Genomic DNA, 23,863 nt, shown 5'->3' with positions numbered 1-23,863 from the left:
CCGGACTCAATCCATCCGGATCGTGACAAACCGCAACTCACCGGTCTTCGACGCCAACATCAACAGCGCGTTCTTGCGCCCCTGCTCCTTCAAAGCGCCGATCCGGTCCATGACATCCTTCGGCGTGGCGACCGATTCCTGGGCGATCTCGGTGATCACCTCGCCGGGCTGGATGCCACGCTCTGCCGCGGCCGAATCCTTGGTGACGTCGGTGATGACGACGCCGGAGACGTCGGCGGCGATGCCGAACTTGGTCCGCGTTTCGTCATTGAGCTCGCCGATAGTCATGCCGAGCACGGCGGCCGTAGACACCGCGGGCGCTTTGTCGCCATTGTCCTCGTCGGTGTTGCCATCTTCGCCGCTCGCCAGCTTCTCGCCGTCCTCGAGCCGGCCGAGCGTCACCTTCACCGTCTGCTCGACGCCCTTGCGCACGATGACCACGTCCACTGCCTTGCCGACCGGGCTTTCCGCGACGACGCGCGGCAGGTCGCGCATCTCGTGGATGTCCTTGCCGTCGAACTTGATGATGACGTCGCCGGCCAGGATCGTGCCGTTGTCGACCGGTCCGCCCTTGATGACGCCGGCCACCAGCGCGCCCTTTGCGGTCGCCATGCCGAGGCTTTCGGCAATGTCGTCGGTGACCGGCTGGATGCGCACGCCGAGCCAGCCGCGCCGCGTTTCGCCGAACTGTCGAAGCTGTTCGACGACGCCCGAGGCAAGCTGCGAGGGAATGGAGAAGCCGATGCCGATCGAGCCGCCCGACGGCGAGATGATCGCCGTGTTGATGCCGATGACCTCGCCCAGGCTGTTGAACAGCGGACCCCCGGAATTGCCGCGGTTGATCGCGGCATCGGTCTGGATGAAGTCGTCATAGGGGCCGGAATTGATGTCGCGGTTGCGTGCCGAGACGATGCCGACCGTCACCGTGCCGCCGAGGCCGAACGGATTGCCGATCGCCATCACCCAGTCGCCGACGCGCATCTTGGTGGAATCGCCGAACTTCACCGCCGTCAGCTTGTGGCCCTTCGGATCGACCTTCAGCACGGCGACGTCGGTCTTGGTGTCGGTGCCGACCAGTGTCGCTTTCAGCGTCACGCCGTCCGAGAAGTTCACCTCGATGTCGTCGGCGTCGGCGATGACGTGGTTGTTGGTCACCACGATGCCTTGCTCGGCATCGATGACGAAGCCGGAGCCCAGCGACTGCACCTTCTGGCCGCCGCCGCCCTTGTCGCCGCCGCGGTTCTTGAAGAAGTCGTCGAAGAAGTCCTGGAACGGCGAGCCCTCGGGCAATTGCGGCATCGGCACCGCGCCGGGTCCCTCTGTGCCCTTTACCGTCTGCGAGGTCGAGATGTTGACGACGGCACCCAGCAGCCCCTGGGCAAGGTCGGCGACCGAAGCCGGTCCGTCGGCGGCGACGGTCGGTGTGACGGTGGACGGGACAACGAGGGTGCCGACGAGCAGCGCCGCTGCGCCGGCGACAAGCGTCCGCCTGGCCACGCGCAGAAGGGTGTTGGATGTCATCGAGGGCCTCCCGGTGTTTCTGAAAGAAAGCGCTTCCGCAAAAACGCCGCGTTGCGTCATGTTGGCAAGAAATACGGCACGTTTGCGGCTGTGGCTATCGGCAGAGGATAAATCGTCCGTTACGCCGGCACCAAGAAATTTCGTCAGCCGCGCACCAGCCAGACGATGCCGACACCGATGGCGATCGCCGCCAGTCCGGCGATGCGCAGCGCCGTCTCCGGCATCGACAGGACTTCGGTGGCGAGTTTCTTGGCGAGGCCAGGAAATCCGCCATAGACCAGGCCCTCGACGACGAGGACCAGGCCTATTGCCGCGAGAAAGTCCTGCACCGGACGCTACTGGCCGGTGCCGGGTTGCGCAGGCGGCGTTGCCGGCGCCGTTGGCTTTGCCGGTGTCTCCGTGCTGTTCGGGTCGCGGAAATAGCGGAAGAACTCGGATTCCGGCGACAGCACCATGGTCGTTCCGGTGTTGTCCAGCGCCGTACCGTAGGCGTTCATCGAGCGGTAGAACTCGAAGAAGGCCGGGTCGCGCTGATAGGCGGAGGCGAAGGTTGCGCTGCGCTGGGCTTCGCCCTCACCGCGCAGGATTTCCGATTCCTTCTGCGCCTCGGCGACGATTTCGACCACCTCGCGGTCGGCGCGGGCCTTGATGCGCTGCGCCGCCTCGTTGCCGCGGGCCCTCAACCGCTCGGCCTCGGCGAGACGCTCGGCCTTCATGCGGTCGAAGGTCTGCTGCGAAACCTCGGCCGTGAGATCGGTCCTGCGAATGCGCACATCCTCGATCTCGAGGCCGAGCGAGGTGGCGTCGGGCCTGAGCTGGTCGCGCACCTCGCGCATCATCACGGCGCGTTCCTCGGAGAGCGCGGCCTCGAAGTCGCGTAGACCGTAGACACGGCGCAGCGCCGCATCGAGACGTGTCCTCAGCCGCTGCTCGGCAAGCTCGATGCTGCCGGACACCGCCGCACGGAACACGCGCGGGTTAGAGATGCGGTAGGCGATGAAGGCATCGACCTCGTAGAACTTGCCGCCCGACACCTGGACACGGATGTTGTCGAGGTCGAAGCGCAGCACGCGGTTTTCGATCAGCTGCACGCTGTCGGCATCGAAGAAGGCGAAAGGCGCTTTGAAATAAATGCCAGGCTCGGTCTTAACGTCGACGATCTCGCCGAACCTCAGCACCAGCGCCTGCTGGCGCGCGTTGACCACGAACACCGAGGAATAGATCAGGAACAGGATGACCGCCGCGACGACGGCGACGATGGGGAGACGGTTGGCCATCACTGGTTTCCTCCCGTCGTGGCGCCAAAGGTGGCCGGCGCCGGCGCTTTCTGCTGCAGTGCCGGCAGCGGCAGGTAGGGAACGACCCCTTGCCCATTGCCCTGCTCGACGATCACCTTGTTCGAGTCCTTCAGCACCCTCTCCATCGTTTCCAGATAAAGCCGCTTGCGCGTCACCTCGGGCGCCTTGGCATATTCGTCATAGACCGAGATGAAGCGCTGCGCCTCACCCTCGGCCTCCTGCACGACGCGGTTCTTGTAGGCTGCCGCGTCCTCGCGGATCTGCGCCGCCGCGCCGCGCGCTTGGCCGAGTTTCTGGTTGGAATACTGGTTGGCCTGCTCGACGAACTTGTCCTCGTCCTGCTCGGCGCGCTGCACCTCGTCGAAGGCGTCGGCCACCTCGCGCGGTGGCGCCGCGTCCTCGATCGAGACCGCGTTGACGTTGAGGCCGGCCTTGTAGCCGTCCAGCGTCGTCTGGATGATCTCGCGCACCGAGGCGGCAATGCCCTGGCGATCGTCACGGAAGATGTCCTGCGCCGGCCGCCGGCCGACGGCCTCACGCATGGCGCTTTCGGCGACCTGCCTCAGCATGCCGTCAGGATCCGACACGTCGAACAGATAGGCTTTCGGGTCGGAGACCTGGTAGGCGACCGAGAATTGCACGTTGACGATGTTCTGATCGCCCGAGAGCATCAGTCCGGAACTGTTGCTGCCGCTCGCGCCGCCGCCGATATCGACCAGCTGCTCGGCAATGTTGGCGGTCTCGACGGTCTCGACCGGCCACCAGTGGAAATGCAGGCCGGGCTGCGACAGCTCGGCCTTCGGCTTGCCGAAGCGCAGTTCGACCGCAACCTCGTCGGGCTGCACGGTGTAGACCGCCTTGAACGCCCACAGCACGACCAGCGCAGCCGCGATCAGCCCGAATACGGCGGGGCTGGCGCCACCGCCGCCCGGCAGGGCGCGGCGCAATCTGTCCTGGCCGCGGCGGATGATGTCTTCCAGATCGGGCGGTGAGCCCTGCGGGCCGCTCGGGCCCTTGGGCCCCTGCCCCCAGGGACCCTGATTGCCGCCGCCGCCCCATGGGCCGCCGCCACCGCTCTTGTCGTTCCAGGGCATGAATGTCCTTTCGCTTGGAATTCCCTCGGCGCCGGCCTGACAGCGCAATATCCAATGTCATCCTTCTATAGGGTCGCCACGGCACGCTTTCAACGCGATCTGCCGGCCAGCCATCCGTTTTGGACCGGTAGCGACCCTTTATCGTCTTCAAGAAGCGACGCAGTCGTCTTCAGTTTGCGCCGCCACGGCGCTCGTAGACCGTATAGCGGGTCGCGTGGCTGTCCTTTTCGCCGGCCGGAAAGTCCTCGGCGCTGGCGACGCGCCACTGGTCCGTGTCGATCGGCGGAAAATGCGCATCGCCCTCGACACTTGCGAGCACATGGGTAACATGCAGTCGGTCGGCCAGCGGCAATGCCTGGGCATAGATTTCGCCGCCCCCGACAACGCAGATCTCGTCGGCGCCGGCCATGCAGCGCCCGCGCACATTGGCAAGCGCGATGGCCTCCTTGAGCGAATGCGCGATTTCGATTCCTTCGGCCCGCCAGGCCTTGTCGCGCGTCACCACGATGTTGAGCCGGCCCGGCAGCGGCCGGCCAATGCCCTCATAGGTCTTGCGACCCATGATGATCGGCTTGCCCATTGTGTCGGCCTTGAACCGCTTGAGATCGGTGGAAAGCCGCCACGGCAGGCCGCCATCGCGCCCAATCACGCCGTTGTCGGCGATGGCGACGTAGATTGCGATATCCATTAGCCACCGTTCCCGCTGTCGCCGCCACTCGTGTCGTCCGACGGCTCGAGCAGCAATATGTCGATGTCGTGCTCAGGATAGAAGTCCTTCGCTGTCATCTCGAATGTCGTCGGTCCGACCTTCCGTACATTGTCGCCGCAGAAGGAGACCAGGTTCTTCGGGCTGCCTTTGTCGACGGTCAGCTTGAAATCGCCGATACTGCCCGAGGCCCAGTTGCCGCCCGTGGTCAGGATATAGGCGATCCTGCTTTCGAAATATTGCGGGTAGCCGTCGGGATTGTCCTTGGCCGCCTTGCGCACGGCGTTCTCGAAGCCGTCGTCCATGCAATAGCGGGTCTTATAGGTCGCATACTGCCCCTGGAACTGGCCATCATAGAAAAAGCTGACCGACGAGGTTCCGCCGACGCTCGGCCTGTAGCGGTGCGAGACATGCACGGCCTTGTTGGCTGGGAAGGTCGAGCGCCACCAGTAGGTCGAACGCAATTGCCAGAACGGGGCGTAGACGGTCTTCATCCCCGAGCCGTCGTCGGCCGTATCCTCGATGATGATGCCACGGTTCTCCCAATCCTCGGCGACCTCCTTGGGAAGGTTCGCCAGCGCCGCCTTGGCCGCGTCGCCGAACGGATAGAGCGGCACGCTCTGCGCCTTGAGATCGGCGCTGATGTCGATACCCGCCGCAAAGGCTCTCTGCTCCAGTTGCGGCTTTGCATCGACGCCGTCGATAGTCACCTCGAAGCCGAGGAAATTGTCGCTCTGCGCCTCGGGGATCGCCGGCATCTCGTTCGGGTCGCCTTCGATGTCGGGCATCGGGAAGGCAACGATGGCGTCGACATCCTTGTCGGTGTTGTTGCGGAAGACATAGTCGACCGTCACTTTTTCTTGCGAGATGAAGAGGTCCTCGCTCTCCATGGCGACGGCATCGCTGCGCGACAGGATCAGCCCGCCGGTTCCAAGCTCGGCAATCGAATCGTTGGCGAACGCCGGCGCGGCCGACAAAGCCAGCGCTGCGGTCAGGATGGTGCGGAACATGGGTCCCCCTCTCGACGGCAGGGCCGGCCCCAACCGGATGCGCGTCCACATCTAGAGCAATTCCAGGAAAAGTGTGTAGCGGTTTTCCGTCCGGAATTGCGTAAGACAAATAGCTAGAGCAGTTCAGCGTTTCCACCAAACGATGAACTGCTCTAGCCGTTTCAATGTGGCGTTTCAAAGCCCCTTCAACGCTCGTGTTGCCGCTTGCCCCATGCTGTCTGGACACCGGCGCCCCGATCGGGCAGGAGAGCGCCCATGCGCAAGCTTCTGGTCATCGGCATCGGCGCCGGCAATCCCGAACATATGACGGTCCAGGCCATCAGCGGCCTCAACCGGGCGGACGTCCTGTTTATTCCCGACAAGGGCGCGAAAAAGACCGATCTCGCCGAATTGCGCCGGCAAATCTGCGACCGCTTCGTCACCAACCCGAAATCGCGTCGGGTGGAATTCGACGTGCCGGTGCGGGCCGAACCCTCCCCTTCCTACCGCGCCACGGTCGACGACTGGCACGAGGCGATCGCCGAAATTTATGAAGGCCTGATCCGCGACGAGCTTGCGGAAGACGGCTGCGGCGCGTTCCTGATCTGGGGCGACCCCTCGCTCTACGACAGCGCGCTGCGCATCCTCGAGCGGGTGCGTCGGCGTGGCAACGTCGATTTCGCGCTCGAGGTCATTCCCGGCATCACCGCCGTCCAGGCGCTGGCCGCCAGCCACAAGATGGCACTGAATCGTATCGGCGACCCCGTGCTGATCACCACCGGCCGCCGCCTGACTGAGGAGGGCATGCCCGAGAATGCCGGCAGCACGGTCGTCATGCTCGACGGAAAATGCGCCTTCAACACGCTGGCCGACGAGAATCTCGTCATCCACTGGGGCGCCTATCTCGGCACGTCGGACGAGATCGCCATCTCCGGCCGCCTTGGCGATGTCGGCGCGGAGATCGAAAGAGTGCGCGAGGAAGCCCGGCAAAGGAAGGGCTGGATCATGGACACCTATCTGCTGCGCAAACCCGGCGAGCCCGAGGAATAGGGACCACTCGGAACGGGGCGGCACTCAACCGGCATCGATTTCCGCCTGCAAGGCCTCCATGTGCTGCGCCGCCGCGGATGTCGCCGCCCGCTCTATGGCCCGGAAGCGGCTGACGACCGCCAGGCCGACCGCGGTCAGTTGGGCGCCGCCGCCCTTTTTGCCGCCGGTCTGCGCCGATACCAGCGGCTTGCCGAACACCCGGTTCATGTCCTCGACCAGGTCCCAGGCGTGCTTGTAGGACATCTCCATGCCGCGCGCCGCGGCGGATATCGAGCCGAAGGCAGCGATCTGCTCCAGAAGCTCGATCTTGCCCGGCCCGATACGCCCGTCGGGATCGAGGTTTATCCGCAAGCTCAGCGACGGCATCTTTGTCCTCCGCGATCAGACTAGCACCCTCGACGGCTCTATCGCTATTCCAAACCAACATAGCGACATTGTCCTTTCGTCACCCATCGGCTTCGGATGGCAGCCCTGGCCCCGTCGTCGCGCTGTCGAAGCTCACCGTCTTGATCACCGCAAAGACCTTGCGGCCGAGCGCGAGCCGAAGCGTGTGCTTCGACTGTTCGGTGATGCGCGCCAGAACCGTCACGCCATTGCATTCGATGGCGATCTCCACCGTCGGTCCGACACCCGGCCTCACCGCCGTGATTGTCCCCGCCAGTATGTTGAGCGCGCTGAGACCCGCCGGCTGCTCGGTCGCGATCATGACGTCGCGGGCGCGGATGCGCAGCCGCACCGGCGCACCAGACGGCCGCGCCAGGCGCGGCACGCGGATTTCGCCCGCCGGCGAGTCGAGCACGGTCATCCCGAAGCTCTCGTCATGGCGCAGCACCTTGGTGTCCAGCACCGCGCCGCCCTCGCCGCGCTCTTCCGCCGGCAAAAGGTCGAGCCGCTGCATGATCGCTCCGGTCGGACCGGCGGCCGCGACCTTGCCGTGCGCCAGCACCACCACGTCGCTCGCCAGCCGCGCCACTTCGGCGACGGAATGGCTGACATAGACGATAGGGATATTCGTCTCGTCGCGCAGCCGCTCGACATAGGGCAGGATCTCCGCCTTGCGCGCCTCGTCGAGCGAGGCCATCGGTTCATCCATCAGCAGCAGTTTCGGGCTGGCGAGCAGCGCCCGGCCGATGGCCACGCGCTGTTTCTCGCCGCCGGAGAGCTTAGCCGGCCGCCGGTCGAGCAGATGCCCGATGCCCAGCAGATCGACCACGCCATCGATGTCGGCATAGCGCTCGGACGCCGGCGTGAACCATCGGCCATAGCGCAGATTGCCTGCGACACTCAAATGCGGAAAGAGCCGCGCGTCCTGGAACACGATGCCGATGCGCCGCTTGTGCATCGGCACGAAGGCGCCGGTGTCGGTGTCGACCAGCACGCGCCCATCGACAGCGATCCGCCCCCTCTCCGGTCGGATCAGCCCGGCGATCAAATTGATCAGCGTCGACTTGCCGGAGCCCGAAGGACCGAACAGAGCCGTCAGGCGGCCAGCGCTTTCGAAACTGGCGTCGATCGCGAAATCGCCGAGGCGGTGGCCGATTTCGACGAGCAGCGTCATTCGATATCCATCCGCCGGCCGACGCGCCAGGCCAGCATCTCAGACGCCACCAGTGCGGCCATCGAGATGACGATCGAGATCAGCGTCAGCCTGAGCGCGCCGTCATCGCCGCCCGGCACCTGCGTGAAGGTATAGATCGCCGACGGCAGCGTCTGCGTCTCGTTGGGGATATTGGAGACGAAGGTGATTGTGGCGCCGAACTCGCCCATAGCCTTGGCGAAGGACAGGATCGAGCCGGCGATCAGGCCGGGCAGGATCAATGGCAAGGTGATGGTGGCAAACACCCAGAGTGGATTGGCGCCGAGCGAGCCGGCCGCCGCCTCCATCTTGCGGTCGACCGCCTCGATCGACAGCCGGATCGCCCGCACCATCAGCGGAAAGCCCATCACGCCGCAGGCAAGTGCTGCACCCGTCCAGCGGAAGGAAAAGACGATGCCGAAATGCTCGGCCAGGAACGCGCCGGCGGGCCCGCGCTTGCCAAAGGTCAGCAGCAGCAGGTAGCCGGTCACCACCGGCGGCAGGATCAGCGGCAGATGCACCAGCCCGTTGAGCAGCGTCTTGCCCCAGAACCGGCCACGGGCGAGCACGAGCGCGATCGCGATGCCCGGCGGCAGGCTGAAAAGCATCGCCACCGTCGCCACCTTGATCGACAGCCGGACCGCATTCCATTCGTCGGGAGTGAGGTCCAGCAGCCAGTTCATGCGTCGGGACGCTGCCTTAGTTGGAAGGCGCCAGGATGGTGAAGCCCTGCGCCTTGAAGAGCTCTGCCGCCTTCGCGGATTCGAGGCACTTCAGGAATGCCGGCGCATCCTTGTCCTTCGAATCTGCCGTCTGGGCAACCGGGTAGATGATCGGCGGATGCGAGCCCTCCGGGAAGGTGCCGACCACCTTGACGCCTTTTTCGGCATGCGCATCGGTGGCATAGACGATGCCGAGCCCCGCCTCGCCGGTCGACACCAGCTTCAGCGCCGCGCGCACATTCTCGGCCTGCGCGACCTTGCCTTCCACTGAAGACCAGACGCCGAGCGATTCCAGCGCCGCCTTGCCGTATTTGCCGGCCGGCACAGCCTTGACGTCGCCCATGGCAAGCCTGCCATCGCCGATAAGCCTGGCAAGGTCGAAGCCCTTTTCGATCTTGGCCTCAACCTTGGAATCCGTCGGCGCCACCAGCACGATCTGGTTGCCGAGCAGCTTCACCTCGGTGTCGGGTTTGGTCAGCTTCCTGTCGGACAGATACTTCATCCAGTCGAGGTCGGCCGAGATGAAAATGTCGGCCGGCGCGCCGCCCTCGATCTGCTTGGCAAGCGCTGAGCTTGCCGCGTAGGAGATGGTCGCCGCCTCGCCGACATCGGCCTCGCAGGCCTTGTTGACGCCGTCGAGCGCGTCCTTGAGGCTGGCCGCCGCAAACACGATCAGCTTGTCCTCGGCACGGGCAGCCGGCGCCGAGATCGCCAGCGATGCCGCGAAAACGCCAATGGCGATCGCTCCCAGTCCAAAACCTTTGTGCGTCATGAAATTCTCCCCGGGTTTGAAATCCGATCAGCCCAATGCCTGCCGACCGATATATCTGCACGAATATAACAAGGAAAGACCTTTCGCGGCCCCTGTCGTTATGCGACAGGGTTTTCTCGGCCTACGATGGATTTTGGCAGACACAGCGAACGAGCCCGTCATGAAGATCAGCGCCCGCAATATCCTCAAGGGCACGATCGTCGAGATCGTCAAGGGAACCACCACCTCGCATGTCCGCATTGACACCGGCGGTGCCGTCGTCACCGCCTCGATCACCAACGAGGCGGTTGCCGACCTCAAGCTGGAAGGGCAAGCCGGCCTATGCCGTGATCAAGGCCTCGGATGTCATGGTCGGCATCGACTGACGGCGATTGTCGGACGGGTCAGACTCCAAATTCTGACATTGGGCCGAAGGTGCTTTGAGATTCAGGTCAGGCCGAGCCGAGAACGGCTATTTCCGAGAACCGGAGCGGAGCGTACTTAAAGTGCGTGAGCACCGGAAGCGCAGGAAACCGCCGTTCGCAAGCCGGCATCACCTGAATATCAGCACACCTCAAACGGCGATCGGCGCCTTGATGGTGGCATCGGCGAAGTAGTTCTCGAGCCGGAAATCCTCGAACCGGAAGGCAAAAAGGTCCTTCACCTCCGGATTGATCCACATCGTCGGCAGCGGCTTCGGCGTGCGCCGCAGTTGCTCGCGCGCCTGCTCGAAATGGTTCGAGTAGAGATGCGCATCGCCAAGCGTATGGACGAAATCGCCGGGCTTAAGCCCCGTCACCTGCGCCACCATCAGCGTCAGCAGCGCGTAGGAAGCGATATTGAACGGCACGCCGAGGAAAATGTCGCCGGAGCGCTGGTAGAGCTGGCAGGAGAGGCGGCCTTCCGAGACATAGAACTGGAACAGGCAGTGGCAGGGCGGCAACGCCATCGCCTCCACCTCGGCGGGGTTCCACGCCGAGACGATCAGTCGCCGCGAGTTGGGGTTCCGGCGTATCTCCTTCAAAAGACCCGCGATCTGGTCGATCTCGCCACCACGGCCGTCCGGCCACGAGCGCCATTGCTTGCCATAGACCGGACCGAGGTCGCCGTTCTCGTCCGCCCATTCGTCCCAGATGGAGACGCCATTGTCCTTGAGGTATTTGATGTTGGTGTCACCGGCCAGGAACCAGAGCAGCTCGTGGATGATCGACTTCAGATGCAGCTTCTTGGTTGTCGTGACCGGGAAGCCGCGTGAGAGGTCGAAACGCATCTGGTAGCCGAACACCCCACGGGTGCCGGTGCCGGTGCGGTCGCCGCGGTCGACGCCGTTCTCCAGCACATGCTTCAACAGGTCGAGATACTGGCGCATCGGCTTGGCCTCGATTCGGGTGTCAAGCAATCATAACCGACCGGCCGTCGATCGAATACCACAAAGCCCGCCGCAGATGTGGACGCGCCGATGTTGACGGCGCCGGCACCAGGTCGCGCCGGCTGCCGCCCTGTCGTCATGCTTCAGAGGGAGCCGAGCTTGCTGAGATCCTTCGCCACCAGATAGTAGAAAGTCACCCGGCTTTTGGTGTTGTCGGAGGCCATCGCCTTGCAGGCCTTCTCGATCGCGCCATCGGCCTTGTTGGCGTCGGCGACGCCGAGCTTCTTGGCGGCCCAGTTCTCCCGCACGCGTTCCAGTTCCTTCGGGTCCGTGCAGGACACCAGCGAGGAATCGCGGTTTCTGAGCGCGATGCCCAGGTGCTTCACGATCTTCTCGACCGCGTCGGCGCTGGCGCCAGCGTCGTACTTCTTCACATCCGCAAGATAGTCGGCCATCGGAAAAATCCCCTCCTCGGCGCCACGGATCCGGTCGATGAGGCTTGTGGCGCGCTACGCAATCTGTGCGCTGGGTAGCAACTCCTCACCGGTGCAAAGCTTCGGTTGAGCGCGCCGGCAAGTCAACCCTCGACGATCCATTTTGAGATAGGGACAAAGTCCCATTCGGCCTTTCAATTTCCATGATCGGCCCCTATATTCGTTTCGTCGGCTTGACCGACTATGGCGATAAACAGGCGATGCAATAAGCCGTTCGGACCCGGGGGCGGTACCCGGCGCCTCCACCAAAAACCGCTCTTTCGAAAAGAGCGGCTTTTGCTGGGGGCGAAATAGGATCGACGAAGGTGTAAAGATCGTACTTTTGCCCGGCATTGTACCACCGTCATCGGGCTAAACTTATAGTTGCCAACGACAACTATGCGGAAGCTCGTCTCGCTGCGTAATGCAGTGCGAACGCTTCAAATCAAGCCCTAGAGGTTCGCACTTCTAGGCGGGGTTCGGAGGTACCTGGCAACAGAAACCTCCACTTCTCCCCTCCTCCCACTTTTTGCAACCGCAAGTTTTTGGCCCAGGCGCGGGGCCACGACCTGTTCCCGCGCGTCCAATGGAGGCGCGATTGCGTTTCGTTCCCGATGCGGCGGGTTTATGCAAAACATGAAAAAGGCCGGGCGAGCCCGGCCTTTCTGTTACGATATTGAGCGTTGCTTACTCGGCCGGCGCTTCCACCGTCTCCCGCGCGCGGCCGAGCGTCAGCTTGGCGAGGGTGAAAGAAATCACCGCACAGAGCGTAATGCCGGCCACCATCGGCAGCGGGGTGCCGTCGAAGAACAGTCCGGCGACACCCATGGCCAGCGCACCGATGGCGAAATGCAGCGTGCCCATCAGCGCCGAGGCCGTGCCGGCGATCTCGCCATGCTCTTCCATGGCCAGCACCGAGGTCGTCGGGATGACCAGGCCGAGGAAGCCGTAGCCGACGAAGAGCAGCGCCGCCATCACGTCGAGCCGGTCGACGCCCGAGGCCATGATCGCGAACAGCGCCACCATCGTCGTCGCATAGCCAGTCACCGCCACCCAGACGACGCGCTTCAAGCCAAAGCGATCCGCCAGCATTCCCGTCAGTTGCGACATGCCGATGAAGGCAACCGCGTTGATCGAGAAGAACACACTATAGACCGACGGGGACAGGCCGTAGTGATCGATCAGGATGAAGGACGAACTCGACAGGTAGACGAAGAAGCTCGCGATGCCGAAGCCGGCAATCGAGACCAGCCCGAGGAAGTTGCGGTCGCCCATCAGGAAGCGGTAGCCCGACAACGCCGCGCCGAAGGATGAGCCGGCACGTTCCTCGACCGGCCGCGTTTCCTTGAGCGAAGTCGCAAGCAAGATGGTGGCAAGCACCGCCGCGCCCGTCACCGTCCAGAACACGGCGCGCCAGCCGAAGCTCTCGATGATCTGGCTGCCGGTCAGCGGCGCCAGGATCGGCGATACCGAAAACACCAGCATCAGCAACGACATCAGCTTGGCCGCCTCATTGCCGGTGTGCAGGTCGCGCACGATGGCGCGCGGAATGGCCATGCCGGCGCTGGCGCCGAGGCCCTGCAGGAACCGGAAGGCGATCAGCCATTCGATGGTCGGCGCCATCGCCGAGCCGATGCCGCCGACCATGAACAATGCGAGGCCGCCATAAAGCGGCAGCTTGCGGCCGACCATGTCCGAGATCGGCCCGACCAGAATCTGGCCGAAGCCCATCGACAGGAAGAAGATCAGCAGGCTCATCTGCACCGCAGAGGTGCCGGCATGCAGGTCCTCGCCGATCGACGGCAGGGCCGGAAGATACATGTCGATGGCGAACGGGCCGATGGCGGACAACAGGCCGAGCACGACCGCGATGCGGAGGAATTTGGGACTCATGATTAGGCTTCTTTCGGATCTGGCTGCCGCCGCGAAAGCGGCGTCTAACCCAGGACGTTCCATCCCGCGACATTCCGACACCTCAGAGGGGACCTATTGTCTCTCCGGAGCGAATGCCTTGTGTTATGTCCACAAAATTAGACACTCTTGTCCAAATCGTCAATCGCCGCTATATAGTTTTTTATGAAGCCCTGCGTTTCTCCTGACAATTTCCCGCCACGCAGCCACGAGGCAAAGCGCATTTCGGTCGTCGAGGCCGCTGCTTCGGTCTTCTGCCGCGAAGGGTTTGCCGGCGCCAACATCGATCTGATCGCCGCCGAGGCCGGCGTGTCGCGCCAGACCGTCTACAACCATCATGGCGACAAGGAAAAGCTCTTCATCGCCGTGGTGCGCGACCTGACCGAGCGCTGCAACGCCGGCATCTTCGCCACCATCGCCACCTTTCCCGACCAGCCCACCGACATCGCGGCCGATCTTGTTGGCTTCGCCGTGCGCATGAACCGCAACTGCATCTGCAACCGCGACGGCAGGTTCTTGCGCAAGCTGATCCAGGCCGAGGGCGAGCGCTATCCCGAACTGTTCGCCGAATGGCGCGAGCAAGGCCCGGGCCGCACCTGGTCGGCGCTTGCCGCCCGCTTCGCCCGTCTTGCGTATGCCGGCTATCTCTCGATCGAGGACCCCGACGTGGCTGCGCGCCAGTTCCTGGCTCTCGTCAACGCGGAATTGCAGATAACCTTCATGCTTGGCGGCGCGCCAAAGGAAAGCGAAGTGTTGCAATCCGCCAGCAATGGCGTGCGCACCTTCCTTCGCGCCTTCGGCAGGCAGAAGGCCACGGCGCATGCGGCCAAGAAGAGCGTGCTCGTCGGCGCCTGAGCCATCAAAACACCGGCAATGGCCCTCGCTTCGAGAGGGCTGCGATCTATATGCGGTTTACGCCGCGCTCAAGCTTCATTACAGCTATGCGGACGATTCAACGGAACCCGACCCGCTACATGGCCGACGACCACATCCGCTACGACATTCTGGCCCAGGAGGCGTTGCGCGGCGTTATGCGCAAGGTCCTGGCCGAAGTCGCGCGCACCGGCCTTCCAGGCAACCATCATTTCTTCATCACATTCCTCACCGGCGCGCCGGGCGTTCGCGTGTCCTCGCGGCTGCGCGAGCGCTATCCGGAGCAGATGACCATCGTCATCCAGTTCCAGTACTGGGACCTGAAAGTGTCCGACACCGGCTTCGAGGTCGGCCTCTCCTTTTCCGATGTGCCGGAGAAGCTCGAAATCCCCTTCTCCGCCGTGCGCGGCTTCTACGATCCCTCGGTCAATTTCGAGCTCGAGTTCGATGTCAGGACTGATGGGGCGGCCGAGGACGAACCGGCGCAGCCCACGCCCGAGCCGCTGGCCGTCGTCACCGAGAAGAAACCGGAGACGAAGAAGAAAGCCGCCGCCGAGGCCGACAAGAAGCCCGCCGCGGCAGACGCCGGCAAAAGCGCCGACGTGGTGTCTCTCGACGCCTTCCGCAAGAAATAATTCCCCGGACGGTGCGGCATGGGCGACGTCGTCAATCTCCGCCAGGTCCGCAAGCAGAAGGCGCGGACCGAGAAGGAGCGGCAGGCCGGCGAGAACCGTGCCCTGCATGGCCGCTCCAAAGCCGATCGGGACCGTGACCGCATGGCCGCCGACAAGGCCGAGCACTTCATCGCCGACCATCGCCGCGAAAAGCCTGGTGATTCAAACGAGAGCTGAGCGCCTTACGTGAGCCCGGTCGAAAAGCGTTCCGTGACCATCCGCGGCCATCGCACCAGCTATTCGCTCGAAAAGGCCTTCTACGACGATCTCGTCGCCATCGCCGCGGCGCGAAAGCTGACGCTTGCCGCTCTCGTCGCCGAGATCGACGAAACCCGTCCGCGCGACGCCAACCTCTCCTCCGCGCTCAGGCTTTGCGTTCTGGATTGGGCCAAACGCGGGAAGAGCGGTTCGTCCTAGCCGCCATCCAGCGACTTCAGCAGGTTGTCGATCGTGAACGGATTGGACTTGGGCTTCGGTGGCGGTGGAGCCGAACCGTCATTGACGCCAGGAAGGGAGCCATCGACCTTTGGTGCTTGCTGGGCGGCCTTGCGTTGGGCGTCCCGCTTGGCCCTTTCTTCCGAGGCGATGCGCAGTGCCTCTTCGGCCTTTCGGCGTTCTTCCTCGGCTTGCGCCTTGGCCGCCGCGTCAGCCGCCTGCTGTTCCACCCTGGCTTTCGCTTCGGCATCGGCCTTGGCTTTGGCGCCCGCCTCGGCTTGCGCCTTTTCCTCGGCCTCGGCCTTGGCTTTCGCGTCGGCCTCGGCTTGCGCCTTCGCATCCGCCTCGGCCTTGGCTTTCGCTTCGGCCTCCGCCTGCGCCTTTGCCTCGGCTTCGGCCCTGGCTTGCGCCTCCGCTTCAGCCTTTGCCTTGGCCTCAGCCTCGGCTTGCAGCCGCGCCTCCTCCTGTTGCCGGCGCAGTTCCTCGGCCGCCCGGTCGCGTTCGGTTTGCAGTGCCGCGTAATAGCGCACCTCGCGGCGCAGCCGCTGCTTCTCCAAGAGCGCGGCCTGCATCGCCTCGACCCGCTGCTGCTCCTTCTCCAGCGCGCGCTGCGTCAGGAACTGCGCCAGCGGCTCGCTATCGAACAGGCGGTCGGCGGCGCCGAGCGGCCCCTCGACACTGAAATTCACCGCCGGCTCGGAGCCGACCAGCGCCTCGTCGCCTGGCCGGTAGGTGATGGCGCCCTTTGCCGAGACGGTGCTGGCGTTGAGATTCGCCGTGACGTCGGCGGACAGCGTCGCCGCCGGATTGTCGAGGCTGATCGGCGGCGCACGCAGCGTGCCGCCGGCCACCGTGAAGGCAATCTCGGTGTCTTTGGCGGCAAAATTGCCATTGGCTGCGATCTCCGGCGCGAAGCCTGCGGTCTTGGCCGCGTCGATATCGCGCCCGATCGAATCGGCCTTCTCGACGAAGGCGGGAAAGGCGTCCGGGTTGACGCCGGCGATGGTGAGCCCCCTCAGCGTCGCCGTACCGGAACCGGACAGAGCGGCTGCCATCGCATCGACGGACTTGCCGCTGGTCGACAGCGCCGTCGAGACATCGCCACTGCCGCTCAGGCCGGCATTTGGCAACAGGGCCGAAAGATCGGCACCGGCGAGCTTCATCTGGCCGGAGAAAAGCCCGGTGCCGTCATTGTTCTTCAGCTCGAACAGGCCGGTCAGCGCGCCGCCGAAGAGCCTGGCCTTGAGGTCCGAGACGCGGATGCCCTCCTGGTCGAGCTTCAACGACAGCGACGCGTCATGGGCGGTGGCGAACGGCCCGGCGGCGAGCGCCCCCGTGGTCAGATCAAGGTCGGCGGTGAAGGGCAGGCTGGACTTCTGGCTGAACGGTGCCGTCGGCCAGCCGCCCTTGCCGGCCAGGAAGGACTGATCGCCGAACAGCGCCACCGCCGTCGGATCGAGATCGAGCTCGTCGAGCGCCAGCGCGCCGGCAAGGTGCGGCATTCCATCCTTCACGTCGACATTGACGTCGCCGGAAACGGCCGCCTCGTTGATGGCGCCGTTCAGCCCGCTCAGCACCAGCAGACCGCTGCCGAAATCGGCATCTGCAGCCAGCGAGGCCGAGGTTCCCGTCCCCATGCCCGGCAGGCCGACGCCGGTCGTCATCAGCCAGGGCTCGATGTCGGAACCTTCGAGACTGACCTTACCCTTGGCCGACACGCCCTGTTGCGGCGTATCGGCAACCGTTCCCTGGAACTCGGCCTTGAAGTCGTCGGCCGCCAAGCTGAAGTCCGTCGCCAGCCCGCCGCTGAGCGAGCCCTTGGCGGAGATATCGGTGGTCGCCTCACCCAACATGCCGAGCGGCAATGCCGGCAGGCCGTAGAGCGCCAGCAACGCGGCGGCATCCGGGCTCCTGGCGTTGAAGGTCAGCGCCAGCGGCGCTTCGGCCAGCTGATCGGCCTTGCCCTTGCCCGACAGCGATGCCGAAAAGGCCGAGCCGCCCGCCTTGCCTTGCGCGCTCATCGCCAGGCCGATCGTGCCGTCGCCATTATCGGCGGCGCTCGTCACCAGATCGATACGGGCATCCTGGAGCAGTTGCGGATAGGCGGCCACCCGGGCCGCCAGTCCTTTCAGCAGCTCATTGTCGGGATAGTGCTGGGCGGCCACGTCGACCAGCGGCTTGAGATCGACGGCGACCACAGAGGCATCGAGCTTGCCGGTCGGGCTCTCTGGGAAATCCTTGATCCGCCCTGTGGCGCTGATCGAGGTGCCGGCCAGGCCACCGACCGACAGCCGGTCGATCTCGAGCAATCCCTTACGCAGCCTCAGCGCCGTGTCGACCATGTCGGCCGTCAGCCCGCCGGCGCTGACCGGCCCGGCCTTGATCTGGAAGTCGAGGTCGCGGTCGGAAAACCGGTTGGCGCCCTTGTCGCTGACGAAGATCGAGGCGAAAGCCGCCAGCCCGTCGACGTCGAGCTCGCCGCCCTCCAGCCGCATCAGCACCGAAGGCCTGGCGTCGTCCGGCTGGCTGGAATCGATGCGGCCGGAAAACTTCGCCTTGCCGAGGATCAGTTCGAGATCGCTGAAGGCCTGCCGCTTTTCGCTGAGATCGACCTTGGCCTTGAAACCGGCGGCCGGCAGCCGGCGGATCGCCTCGTCGACATCCCTGGACAACCAGGCGGCGAAGCCCGACGGCTGCGCCACGGCGAGCAGCAGCGAGCCGCTGAAGCCGAAATGGTCCTCGACGCTGAGCATGCCGTTGGCTTCGAGAGTGGCTCGGCCGGGCAAGGTCGCGGCAAGCGACTTCACCGACCAGCCGCCTTCGGCCGGCTCGGCCGAGAGGTGGACGTCGCGCACCGTCGTGTCACCGGCGACCACGGCCGGCAGTCTCACCTCGACGGTCCCTGGGATGGTCGGCTTCGGCATATGCAGAAGCGCCTGCTCCAGCGCATTGACGCGCTGGTCGAGCGTTACGCCGGTGACTGCGGCGGCGCCGACGGCTTCATCGAACTGCACCTGCGCGCCATTGGCCTCGATCGAAAAGCGCGGGTTCGGTCCGAGATTGACGGAGGCTTTGCCGTCGGCGGTATACGGATTGTCGAGCGGTCCGGTCTCGAAGCGGAACTCGTCGAAGGCGAGCTTCTGGTGATCGAGCGAGAACTTGCCGTTGAGCCGGAAGCCTGGATCTGGCTTGCCGGCCGAGACCTTCACCGTCTCGCCGCCGGTGCCGCGCAGCTCGGCCGAATTCCTGTCGTTGCCGGAGATCTTGAACTGGCCGGAATAGGCGACGGCGCCCTTGACGAGGCCGGCATTGCCGTCGGTCTCGATGACCAGCGGATAGGCGTCCGGATCGGCCTTCAGCCGCAGCCGCATCTGGCCATTGCCTTCGGCTCTGCCGGTCGAGGCAGTGACATTGGTGCGCAGCCCGTCGAGCTTGAGCGTTCCATCCATCCGCCATGGCCCGGCGAGCGACTTCGCCGAGATGGTCGAATTGATCTCGGAAATCAGGTGGCTGCGCCCGCCGGCGGCATGGCGCAAGGCGACCTCGCCTTCCGTCACCGTCAGCTTCTCGATCGCGATCTGGTTGAGATCGAAGGGCGAGGTCGGCCGCATCGCCCAGTCGACCGTGCCGTCGGCGGCGATGTCGATCGTCGCCTTCGGCCGCACCAGCCGCATGTCGAAGATCAGCACCTCGCCACGCAGGAAGGGTGCCAGCTCCGCATCCATCGAGAAGGTCTCGACCGTCATCGCCGGCTGGCCGTCGGGACCGCCGGCGACCGAAACATTGGAGAAGGTCACCGAGGGAAACGGCAGCAGCCTTGCCGTGGCGTCACCCTCGACGGTGACCTTGCGGCCGAGGATGGCGCTCGCCTCGCGCTCGAAATCGGCGCGGTAGCCTGCCCAGTCGATAAAATACGGCACCACCAGCGCCGCGCACAGCACCAGCACGAACAGGCCACCGAAGATCACGAACAGGCGTGCGAGCATCAGCACCAGCGATCGTTGAAAGTCAGCTGCACTGTACCCGCATCAGCGTGTCGATAAAGAGGCAATTCGGCTGCGTCCTCGGCAAGCAGGGAGCTGTGGGGACAGTCCGCCGCGTCAATGCCGCGCCGCTTCCATCAGGGCGGACAAGACCGCACCCGTGCAAAGGCTGATCAGGAATTTCTTCGCAACGAACTCGATGGTCGAGTCGTGGAACGTCAGGATGAAATGCCGATAGTCCGAAAACAGCTCAGGCATATGGGATGGATGAACCCGATTGGCCTTTTCCAGGGAAGCGATCCAGGACGAGTTGAAGACTTCGAACGCAGAATATGGTTGCAGGCCGAGACCATAGAGCCGATGCCCGCTGATGGCTTCATCGTTCGGCGGACCGAATTGAAGCGCCAGGTATGGTTCCACCGTCAGGATTGCGACGGATTGGTCGCCTGTCGCGGGCGAAACCGAGCGCGCGTTCGTGCCATCGAACGAAGGATCCGGAACGTCGGCGAGATACGCGATCAACAGCCGCTCTTCATTTGCAAAGACATGCGGCAATGGCGCGCCGGCCGATGATGGTGGCACCTCGATCGGCAGCAGGGCCTCGGCCGCCGACATGACTAGTGACCAACACGGGGCAGGATCTTGCCCGGGTTCATGATATTCAGCGGATCGAGCGCCTGCTTGATCGTGCGCATGACCTCGACGCCATGGCCGAGCTCGTGACGCAGGAAGCCGACCTTGCCCTGGCCGATGCCGTGCTCGCCGGTGCAGGTGCCGTCCATGGCGATGGCGCGCATGTTGAGCCGCGCGACAAATTCCTCACACCGCGCGATCTCCTTCGGATCGTTCACATCCATCAGCACCAAGGTATGAAAATTGCCGTCCCCGGCATGACCGACGATCGGCGCGACAAGCCCCATCTCGGCAATGTCGGCCTCGGTCTCGGTCACGCATTCGGCAAGCCGCGAGATCGGCACGCAGACATCGGTCGACAGCCCCTTGGCGCCGGGCCGCAGCGTCAGCGACGCCCAGTAGGCGTCGTGCCTCGCCTTCCATAATTTCGCCCGCTCCTCGGCGACACTGGTCCACAGGAACGGTCCGCCGCCATTTTCGTCCGCGATCATGCCGAAGGTTTCGGCCTGCTCGGCAACGCCGGCATCGCTGCCGTGGAACTCGACGAACAGGCACGGGCTTTCGGGATAATCGAGCTTGGAATAGTTCTTCATCGCCCGCATCTGCAGCGCATTGACCAGTTCGATGCGCGCCACCGGAATGCCCATCTGGATCGTCGCGATCACCGTCTTGCAGGCCGCCTCGAGGCTTGGAAACGGGCAGACGCCGCCGGAGATCGCCTGCGGAATGCCCTGCAGCCTGAGCGTCAGCGCCGTGATGACGCCCAGCGTGCCCTCAGAGCCGATCAGCAGCCGCGTCAGGTCGTAGCCGGCCGAGCTCTTCTTCGCCCGCTTCCCAGTCGTTACCGCCTCGCCATCGGCCATCACCGCCGTCAGCGACAAAACGTTCTCGCGCATCGTGCCGTAGCGCACAGCGTTGGTGCCGGACGCCCGCGTCGCCGCCATGCCGCCGAGCGAGGCATTGGCGCCGGGGTCGATCGGGAAGAACAGCCCGGTGTCGCGCAGATGCCGGTTGAGGTCCTCGCGCGTCACGCCTGGCTCGACGGTGCAGTCGAGATCCTCGGGATTGACCGCGAGGATCCGGTTCATGCGCGAGGTGTCGATCGAAATGCCGCCGCCCGGCGCGTTGGTGTGGCCTTCGAGGGAGGAGCCGACGCCGAAGGCGATCACCGGCACCCGATGCGCCGCGCAGGCGCGCACGATCTCCTGCACCTCGGCCGTGCTCTCCACAAAGGCGACGCCATCCGGCGCCTGCGTCGGGATGTAGGTGGTGGTGTGCGCATGTTGGGAGCGGATGGCCTGGCCGGTCTGGAAGCGCTCGCCGAGCGTCTGCTTGAGGATGCCGAGAACCGCGGCAATGCCCTCCTCGTTGCGCTCGACGGGATTGAGGTCGCTCAAAGCCATGATTCACTCCGCGAATGGACTAGCCTACATGCCCGGCCGGCTCTATGCCACTTGCTGCGCCAGTGTCCATTGACTATCGACTGAACCAAAGGAATCCAGAGCAATCATACCGGCGGGGGTCTGATATGAAACCAGCAACAGTAACAGGGTGGATAATATGGTTAGTCGCCCTGTTGCCGGCCTGGGCTGTGAAGTCTGCATCCCTGCATAGTCGAATGGCCTGGACCGGCATGCTGGTGCTTCTGGCATTTGTCAGCGTGACAATAACAGTCGCCCGGACGCGACACCCCGACCCCAGGCGGTTGTCGGACCATATGTACGCCGCAACTTTCCCTATGTGAGTGCAATCGCAGGAGTAAGCCTTCTCATCGCAGGAATTTTTGCAATGGCTATCACCTATGCAACCCCGGGATCGGCCTGGTTGGAGAGCTTGGACTAACATTTTCGCAAAGGACGGCAATCTGGGTTCCGGTTGTCGCGAAATATGCGACCGCGATGACTCCCCCACTTTCCGCTGAAGCGCTATTCAAGGTCCAATCAATTGTTTCGGGATTCATGCTCGCGGGAATGACCAGCTTCGTTGCTTACGCCATCTACTTTGTTCGGATGCCGAAAGTCGAACGGATCAAAATCTATCAATCGAGCCAAGTAAGGGGTCATTCGACGGCTTTTTTGTTGTTCGGTTCAGCCTTTGGATTTTACGTGGCATTGGCTAGCTACGCAGGCTTTTTCGAATTTGACCGCCCCAGTGCGAAATGGTGGTGCATCCTTCAGGCCAGTTGCTATGCACGAAGCGACGATTTGACAATTTTCGCGGCGGCTTTGCTGAAGATCTTCGGATCTTTCGGTTTCGCACTGGCAGCATTTCTATTCATCGATTCGTCCAGACTGCTCCCTCCGTCGTAACGACCCTTCCGCAACCAAGGACGTTCCCATGCCAATCGCCGCCCCTTTTATTTCCCGCCCCATGGATATCGAGAAGGACTGGATCGACTATAACGGCCATCTCAACATGGCCTATTACAACGTGCTGTTCGACCGTTGCTCGGACGACGCCTTCGAGATGATGGGCATGGGGCCGAACTACGCCAAGGAGCGCCGCCTCACAATCTACACGGCGGAAGTCCATGTCTGCTACGTGCAGGAGCTGCATCTGGAGCACAAGGTCCAGGTCTCCTTCCAGCTCATCGATCATGACGAAAAGCGCCTAAGAGCCTATCAGGAGATCCGCCATGTCGACGGCTGGCTGGCCGCCACCTCCGAGACGCTTTCGCTGCATGTCGACATGTCCGGGCCGAAAGTGGCGCCCTTCCCCGCCGACGTTCTTGCCAGGGTCGAGGAGATGCGCGCTGCCCACGCCGCGCTGCCGATGCCGGAGCGCGCCGGCCGCTCGATCGGCATCAAACGCAAGAGCGCTTGAAGCGCCCCAGCGCGCACGTTAACCTTACCAAGGTTTTAACGTGAACAAGCCGATTGAGTCGTTGAACGACTCAGCGGAGCGTTTGAAAACCACCGTATCGGGTTGGCGATACGGGGCGGCGGGCAGAGGCGGTTCGAGGAACGTGCATGAAAACCGACATCAAGGTCGAGGTGGAACGGCTGGCGGCCGATCCGCGCATCACCGACTATGATTTCTGGCGCTCGCTCAAGAACGTCAACAACGAGATCTTCCACATCGCCAACAACAACGAGCCGATCCCCTTCGACATGATCCGCTGGCGCGCCATCCTCAAGCAGGCGCGGCTGAAGCGCGGGCATTTCTGACCTACTGCCGATCCCTGGTCGCGGCCTCTGGAGCAATTCCAGGAAAAGTGCGTAGCGGTTTTCCGTCCGGAATTGCGTCAAAAAAATAGTTGGAGCGGGTCAGCGATTCTGAGAGGCGCCGAACCGCTCCAGCGGCGAGCGCGGCGCCACCGGCGACGACTGGATGATCGCCGTGTTGGTCATTGCGTAAGGGATGATCCTGTCGATCACCCGTTCGAGCTCTGCCACCGAGCCGACATGCGCCAGCGCGATGAAGCAGTCCTCACCGGTCACCCGGTCGCACTGCGCGATTTCCGGCAGGTCGCGGATGATGTCGGCGACGACGGCAAGCTGACCCGGCACCGGCCGGATGCGCAGCCATGCCGACAGTTTCATGCCGAGCGCGGCCGGATTGATCCTGACCGTGTAGGCCTCGATCACGCCGTTCTCCTGCAGCTTTCTGATCCGCTCCGCCACGCTCGGCGCCGACAGGCCGACGGCGCGCGCCAGCTCGGCCGTGCTGGTACGCGCATCCATTTCTAGCAGGCGCAGGAGCTTCAGGTCGGCGGCATCGAGGTCCACGTTTTCGTTTCGAAGGCGTTTCAAGGAAATTTGCCTTTCTTTCGGGAACAACTCGGTCGCATGACCCAGCGGTCATC

General features: G+C 63.9%; 25 protein-coding genes, 1 other RNA gene and 1 pseudogene. 10 read left to right on the top strand and 17 right to left on the bottom strand.

Features of this window, described 5'->3' with window-relative positions:
* Positions 1 to 6: 6 nt before the first annotated feature.
* From EJ073_RS00615 to EJ073_RS00590, 6 genes are all read right to left on the bottom strand, one after another.
* Entirely contained in the window at positions 7 to 1,521 is a 1,515-nt protein-coding gene (locus tag EJ073_RS00615; protein WP_126053962.1) for a DegQ family serine endoprotease, read from the bottom strand.
* A gap of 143 nt (positions 1,522 to 1,664) precedes the next feature.
* Positions 1,665 to 1,850 (bottom strand): DUF2065 domain-containing protein, encoded by a 186-nt coding sequence (locus EJ073_RS00610; protein ID WP_126053961.1) that lies wholly within the window; start codon positions 1,848 to 1,850, stop codon positions 1,665 to 1,667.
* Between the two features lie 6 nt (positions 1,851 to 1,856).
* Positions 1,857 to 2,798 (bottom strand): protease modulator HflC, encoded by a 942-nt coding sequence (locus EJ073_RS00605; RefSeq protein WP_126053960.1) that lies wholly within the window; start codon positions 2,796 to 2,798, stop codon positions 1,857 to 1,859.
* Positions 2,798 to 3,913 (bottom strand): FtsH protease activity modulator HflK, encoded by a 1,116-nt coding sequence (gene hflK / locus EJ073_RS00600; protein ID WP_126053959.1) that lies wholly within the window; start codon positions 3,911 to 3,913, stop codon positions 2,798 to 2,800. The genes EJ073_RS00605 and hflK overlap by 1 nt, the downstream gene beginning before the upstream one ends.
* Before the next feature lie 169 nt (positions 3,914 to 4,082).
* Entirely contained in the window at positions 4,083 to 4,601 is a 519-nt protein-coding gene (locus EJ073_RS00595; RefSeq protein ID WP_126053958.1) for a dihydrofolate reductase, read from the bottom strand.
* Complete coding sequence (locus tag EJ073_RS00590) at positions 4,601 to 5,629, bottom strand: DUF4424 domain-containing protein (RefSeq protein WP_126053957.1); 1,029 nt, start codon at positions 5,627 to 5,629, stop codon at positions 4,601 to 4,603. Before EJ073_RS00590 ends, EJ073_RS00595 begins: the two co-directional genes overlap by 1 nt.
* A 255-nt stretch (positions 5,630 to 5,884) precedes the next feature.
* On the opposite strand from EJ073_RS00590, the gene cobF reads away from it, so the two are divergent.
* Positions 5,885 to 6,658 carry a precorrin-6A synthase (deacetylating) gene (cobF, locus tag EJ073_RS00585; protein ID WP_126053956.1) on the top strand — a complete coding sequence of 258 codons (774 nt, stop codon included), beginning with the start codon at positions 5,885 to 5,887 and terminating at the stop codon, positions 6,656 to 6,658.
* A 24-nt stretch (positions 6,659 to 6,682) separates the two neighbouring features.
* Here cobF and EJ073_RS00580 read toward each other — a convergent pair whose 3' ends face one another.
* The 4 genes from EJ073_RS00580 to modA form a co-directional block, all read right to left on the bottom strand.
* Positions 6,683 to 7,024: a winged helix-turn-helix domain-containing protein gene (locus EJ073_RS00580; RefSeq protein ID WP_126053955.1), complete on the bottom strand. Its 342-nt coding sequence runs from the start codon at positions 7,022 to 7,024 to the stop codon at positions 6,683 to 6,685.
* Between the two features lie 79 nt (positions 7,025 to 7,103).
* Complete coding sequence (modC, locus tag EJ073_RS00575; RefSeq protein ID WP_126053954.1) at positions 7,104 to 8,216, bottom strand: molybdenum ABC transporter ATP-binding protein; 1,113 nt, start codon at positions 8,214 to 8,216, stop codon at positions 7,104 to 7,106.
* Positions 8,213 to 8,917, bottom strand: coding sequence for a molybdate ABC transporter permease subunit (gene modB, locus EJ073_RS00570; RefSeq protein WP_126053953.1), 705 nt, complete (start codon positions 8,915 to 8,917; stop codon positions 8,213 to 8,215). Before modB ends, modC begins: the two co-directional genes overlap by 4 nt.
* Positions 8,918 to 8,933: 16 nt before the next feature.
* A complete protein-coding gene (modA, locus tag EJ073_RS00565) occupies positions 8,934 to 9,728 on the bottom strand; it encodes a molybdate ABC transporter substrate-binding protein (RefSeq protein WP_126053952.1) in 795 nt (264 codons plus the stop codon).
* 160 nt (positions 9,729 to 9,888) lie between these two features.
* Here modA and EJ073_RS00560 point away from each other — a divergent pair.
* A pseudogene (locus tag EJ073_RS00560) lies at positions 9,889 to 10,093 on the top strand (molybdopterin-binding protein).
* A 188-nt stretch (positions 10,094 to 10,281) separates the two neighbouring features.
* Here EJ073_RS00560 and EJ073_RS00555 read toward each other — a convergent pair.
* Complete coding sequence (locus tag EJ073_RS00555) at positions 10,282 to 11,076, bottom strand: thymidylate synthase (RefSeq protein ID WP_126059043.1); 795 nt, start codon at positions 11,074 to 11,076, stop codon at positions 10,282 to 10,284.
* Between the two features lie 143 nt (positions 11,077 to 11,219).
* Positions 11,220 to 11,531: a DUF2853 family protein gene (locus EJ073_RS00550; protein ID WP_126053951.1), complete on the bottom strand. Its 312-nt coding sequence runs from the start codon at positions 11,529 to 11,531 to the stop codon at positions 11,220 to 11,222.
* 167 nt (positions 11,532 to 11,698) lie between these two features.
* Between EJ073_RS00550 and ssrA the strand changes: the two genes are divergently transcribed.
* Positions 11,699 to 12,059, top strand: a transfer-messenger RNA (tmRNA) gene (gene ssrA, locus EJ073_RS00545).
* 177 nt (positions 12,060 to 12,236) lie between these two features.
* On the opposite strand, the gene EJ073_RS00540 is transcribed toward ssrA, so the two are convergent.
* On the bottom strand, positions 12,237 to 13,442 hold the full coding sequence (locus EJ073_RS00540) for a multidrug effflux MFS transporter (protein ID WP_126053950.1): 1,206 nt from the start codon (positions 13,440 to 13,442) through the stop codon (positions 12,237 to 12,239).
* A gap of 183 nt (positions 13,443 to 13,625) precedes the next feature.
* Between EJ073_RS00540 and EJ073_RS00535 the strand changes: the two genes are divergently transcribed.
* The 4 genes from EJ073_RS00535 (at position 13,626) to EJ073_RS00520 (ending at position 15,424) form a co-directional block, all read left to right on the top strand.
* The gene (locus EJ073_RS00535) at positions 13,626 to 14,315 is read left to right on the top strand and encodes a TetR/AcrR family transcriptional regulator (protein ID WP_126053949.1); all 690 of its coding nucleotides are present in this window, start codon (positions 13,626 to 13,628) and stop codon (positions 14,313 to 14,315) included.
* A 119-nt stretch (positions 14,316 to 14,434) separates the two neighbouring features.
* A complete protein-coding gene (locus EJ073_RS00530; protein ID WP_126053948.1) occupies positions 14,435 to 14,968 on the top strand; it encodes an SspB family protein in 534 nt (177 codons plus the stop codon).
* Between the two features lie 18 nt (positions 14,969 to 14,986).
* On the top strand, positions 14,987 to 15,184 hold the full coding sequence (locus tag EJ073_RS00525) for a DUF4169 family protein (protein WP_126053947.1): 198 nt from the start codon (positions 14,987 to 14,989) through the stop codon (positions 15,182 to 15,184).
* 9 nt (positions 15,185 to 15,193) lie between these two features.
* Entirely contained in the window at positions 15,194 to 15,424 is a 231-nt protein-coding gene (locus EJ073_RS00520) for a ribbon-helix-helix domain-containing protein (protein ID WP_126053946.1), read from the top strand.
* Here the strand turns inward: EJ073_RS00520 and EJ073_RS00515 are convergent.
* The 3 genes from EJ073_RS00515 to EJ073_RS00505 form a co-directional block, all read right to left on the bottom strand.
* Positions 15,421 to 19,428, bottom strand: a complete 4,008-nt coding sequence (locus EJ073_RS00515; protein WP_126059042.1) for an AsmA-like C-terminal region-containing protein — start codon at positions 19,426 to 19,428, stop codon at positions 15,421 to 15,423. The genes EJ073_RS00520 and EJ073_RS00515 overlap by 4 nt on opposite strands.
* A gap of 114 nt (positions 19,429 to 19,542) precedes the next feature.
* Entirely contained in the window at positions 19,543 to 20,040 is a 498-nt protein-coding gene (locus EJ073_RS00510; RefSeq protein WP_126053945.1) for a hypothetical protein, read from the bottom strand.
* Between the two features lie 2 nt (positions 20,041 to 20,042).
* A complete protein-coding gene (locus EJ073_RS00505; protein ID WP_126053944.1) occupies positions 20,043 to 21,461 on the bottom strand; it encodes an FAD-linked oxidase C-terminal domain-containing protein in 1,419 nt (472 codons plus the stop codon).
* Positions 21,462 to 21,956: 495 nt separating this feature from the next.
* Here EJ073_RS00505 and EJ073_RS00500 point away from each other — a divergent pair, with 495 nt between their 5' ends.
* The 3 genes from EJ073_RS00500 (at position 21,957) to EJ073_RS00490 (ending at position 23,225) form a co-directional block, all read left to right on the top strand.
* Positions 21,957 to 22,367, top strand: a complete 411-nt coding sequence (locus EJ073_RS00500; protein ID WP_126053943.1) for a hypothetical protein — start codon at positions 21,957 to 21,959, stop codon at positions 22,365 to 22,367.
* 28 nt (positions 22,368 to 22,395) lie between these two features.
* Complete coding sequence (locus EJ073_RS00495; RefSeq protein ID WP_126053942.1) at positions 22,396 to 22,881, top strand: thioesterase family protein; 486 nt, start codon at positions 22,396 to 22,398, stop codon at positions 22,879 to 22,881.
* Between the two features lie 146 nt (positions 22,882 to 23,027).
* Complete coding sequence (locus EJ073_RS00490) at positions 23,028 to 23,225, top strand: hypothetical protein (RefSeq protein WP_126053941.1); 198 nt, start codon at positions 23,028 to 23,030, stop codon at positions 23,223 to 23,225.
* Between the two features lie 99 nt (positions 23,226 to 23,324).
* On the opposite strand, the gene EJ073_RS00485 is transcribed toward EJ073_RS00490, so the two are convergent.
* Positions 23,325 to 23,810: an Lrp/AsnC family transcriptional regulator gene (locus EJ073_RS00485; RefSeq protein ID WP_126053940.1), complete on the bottom strand. Its 486-nt coding sequence runs from the start codon at positions 23,808 to 23,810 to the stop codon at positions 23,325 to 23,327.
* Positions 23,811 to 23,863 lie beyond the last annotated feature (53 nt).

Origin of the sequence: Mesorhizobium sp. M4B.F.Ca.ET.058.02.1.1, from assembly GCF_003952505.1 — a bacterium.
Lineage (GTDB): Bacteria > Pseudomonadota > Alphaproteobacteria > Rhizobiales > Rhizobiaceae > Mesorhizobium.
The sequence above is the reverse complement of the archived record's forward strand: the minus strand, read 5'-3'. Positions and strand labels throughout refer to the sequence as shown.